Genomic DNA, 3226 nt, shown 5'->3' on the forward strand with positions numbered 1-3226 from the left:
AAGGAACAAGGATGAAGAAGAAGTTTCTTGCAGTAGCGGCTGCCGCAGCCATGTCGGCTGCTCTGGTGGTCGCAGCAGGATGCGGCTCCAACAACAGCGGCGGCAACGCCTCTGCTGGCGGTAGCGCTCCTGTGGAGGGCAGCGCCGTCGTCGAGACCAGCATTGCGATCGAAACCAGCGCGGCCGTGAGCTTGACCGAGGATGAGGCTGCAGCTCTCGCGGTCGATGAGCTGATCGCCAGCATCCAAGTCCAGGAGTGGACAGTCGACACCCCCGAGCTGTGCGCAGCCGCAAAGGCCGCTTGGGATGCTCTGACGCCCGAGCAGCAGCTGCTTGTCGAGGAATACGATTACTTCGGCCTTGACACGGGCAGTGCTGCTGCCGACGATCCGCTGAATACGCCCGCTGACAAAGAGAACGAGATTCTGGTAGTGAGCTTCGGCACGTCGTACAACGACAGCCGCGTTGCCACGATCGGCGCCGTCGAGAAGGCCATCCAGGAGGCAAACCCCGACTGGGCCGTGCGCCGCGCTTTCACCGCGCAGATCATCATCAACCATATCCTTGCGCGTGACGGCGAGCAGATCGACAACGTTGAGCAGGCGCTTGACAAGGCCGTTGCCGCTGGCGTGAAGAACCTGGTCGTTCAGCCCACGCATCTGATGCATGGTGCCGAGTACGACGAGGTCATGGCTATCCTTGCGCAGTACGAAGACAAGTTCGAGAGCGTTTCCGTTGCCGAGCCTCTGCTGGGCGAGGTCGGCGCTGACGCAACCGTCATCAACGACGACAAGAAGCTCGTCGGCGATGCTGCTGCAGTCGCCGCCGCTCAGGCCGCAGGCTATGACAGCGTTGCTGCCGCCAAGGAAGATGGCACTGCTATCGTGCTGATGGGCCATGGCACCTCTCACGAGGCCAACGTCACTTACACTCAGATGCAGCAGCAGATGAAGAAGCTCGGCTACAAGAACGTCTTCATCGGCACCGTTGAGGGCGAGCCTGCCGACACCGCTTGCGACGTCGTCATCGAAAAGGTGAAGAAGGCCGGCTACAAGAACGTCATCCTGCGTCCGCTGATGGTGGTTGCCGGCGACCATGCCAACAACGACATGGCCGACCCCGACGATCCCGAGTCCTGGTACAGCCAGTTCACGGCTTCTGGCGCGTTCACGAAGGTCGATTGCCAGATCAAGGGCCTGGGCCAGATCAAGGACGTCCAACAGCTCTACGTCCAGCACGTGGGCGATGTTATCCTGAAGGCCAACACCCTGAAGGTGAAGGCTGTCAAGAAGACGCAAGCAGTCAAGTCTGGCAAGAAGACGGTCCTCGCTTCGAAGAAGGTCTTCAAGGTTACGAAGAACACGAGCAAGGGCAAGGTTACCTATGAGCTCAGCTCCGTGCCGAAAGCCGCCAAGGGCAAGATTACGGTAGCGAGCAACGGCAAGATTACGGTTGCCAAGGGCCTCGCCAAGAAGACCTACAAGGTGAAGGTGAAGGCAACTTCCAAGGCTACGTCGACCTACAAGTCTGCAACCACGACCATTAGCTTCAAGATTAAGGTCAAATAGCAGCTTATCGGTGAAAACCGATACAATCGGCGAGAGCCGCTAGCTTGGTAAGCATGGCAGGTGCCCTTCCTCGGGAAGGGCGCCTGCATGCATATTGATATGCTTCGTGGGCGAGCGCTGCGAAGCGCAGAGGTTAAGGTGTTACATGGTGGTTTTCACGGCTTCGCGTCTAAGAGAGTGTAAGCAAGCGCTACTGAGCGGGTGGATGCAACGCATCCTAGTGATTGCCTGTACTCTTGTGGCCGCACTGTGCCTGATTGCTGCCAATCCGAATTCGGCCGCCTACGCGCTCGAGGGTGGCACTTCAGATTTGTCGGGGACCCCCAAGATTGCCTACAGTGGAGATGAGGTCGGGTTCTATAAAAGTGACCTAACCTCGGGTTTCGGCATGTTCGGCAATGACGCGGGGGATAAGGTTGTCGCGTTTAAAAACGGAAAGATACATATTTCTTTTACGCCAAATGGCACGAAAGTGTACAGCGGCTTTTATCTGAATGCTGGTAAGGCGGAAATACCGGAGGGGGCGACATATCCGGTTGCATCACTTGCCGATAGAACGTGGGTTGTCTTTAACGAAGAGTCGAGTAAATACGACTTCGAAATTGATAAAAGTTACAGCGAGTATGCGTGGCCAATAGCGCCGGTAAAGACGGCGGATCGGAGCGGCGGAACAACAGCCGATCAGTACTACATGACCGTGCCTGCTTTGGAGAAGATACCCGGCTATATCCTAACGGTCACCTTCACTGACGGGCAGGGCAATAATCTGACTGAGCCTCAGAGCGTGAAATCGGGCGAGGATGCTGTACCTCCCGAAGACCCGAAACGTGACGGATTCGTCTTCATGGGTTGGGACAAGGACTACACCGACATCACCGAGAACACGACGATCAACGCGCTGTGGGCTGGTGAAGGGGAGCAGTGTTATCGGGTTACCTTCAAGGATGGTGCTGGGGATGACTCTGGTAAAACCATCATTCGTCAAGTGGTGAAGAAGGGCGGTGCTGCCACTGCGCCCGAGAATCCCACGCGCGAGGGATATACGTTCATCGGTTGGAGTCCGGAAGACTTCAGTAACGTGACGAGTGAGATGACGGTTACCGCTCAGTGGCAAAACAACCAGCTCTCTCCGTTGCAAGTTGCGCAACAGGCCATAGCCAATCTTCCATCCGACCCCAAGACCATTCTGGGTAAAACCGATAACGAGAAGGTTGCAGCGGCGGTGGCTGCCTACAATGCGCTTAGCGATACCGAGAAGGAAGAACTGACCGATAACGAGCTTCTCCTTCTGGCGAAATGCGCCATCGCAATACTTCCGAGCGACCCCTTCGTCGTGACGAGCGCCCACAAGGAAGCTATCGAGGCTGCGCAGAAAATCACGGACTCCTTGTCGTCTGCACAGCAGAAGAAGCTCGATACCGAAAAGCTGAACGGGAGCGTCACGTATGGGCGCTACCTGGAAAATGACGCATGGGCTCTCGACTCGCTGCGTCAGGTGAACAACGTGTCTCTGTTGAAAGCAGGCACCTATACGGGTCAAGTGAAGTCAGTTTTGAACTGGGGAAAGAACGACTCTGCTCGCAGGATTCCCTTCGAGGTGAAAAGCGTGACGGTGAAAGGCGGCAAGGCGATAGCCGTCTTGGAACACGGCTCCAACA

The 3226-nt window shown here is 56.7% G+C and carries 2 protein-coding genes; both read left to right on the forward strand.

What is annotated here, in order from left to right; all coding sequences use genetic code 11:
* The first annotated feature begins 11 nt into the window (after positions 1-11).
* Complete coding sequence (locus AC04P6_RS00100) at positions 12-1568, forward strand: sirohydrochlorin cobaltochelatase (RefSeq protein ID WP_475564549.1); 1557 nt, start codon at positions 12-14, stop codon at positions 1566-1568.
* A 145-nt stretch (positions 1569-1713) separates the two neighbouring features.
* On the forward strand, positions 1714-3226 hold a 1513-nt coding region (locus AC04P6_RS00105), incomplete at its 3' end, for an InlB B-repeat-containing protein (RefSeq protein WP_475564550.1).

The sequence above is a fragment of the Denitrobacterium sp. genome (genome assembly GCF_056180635.1).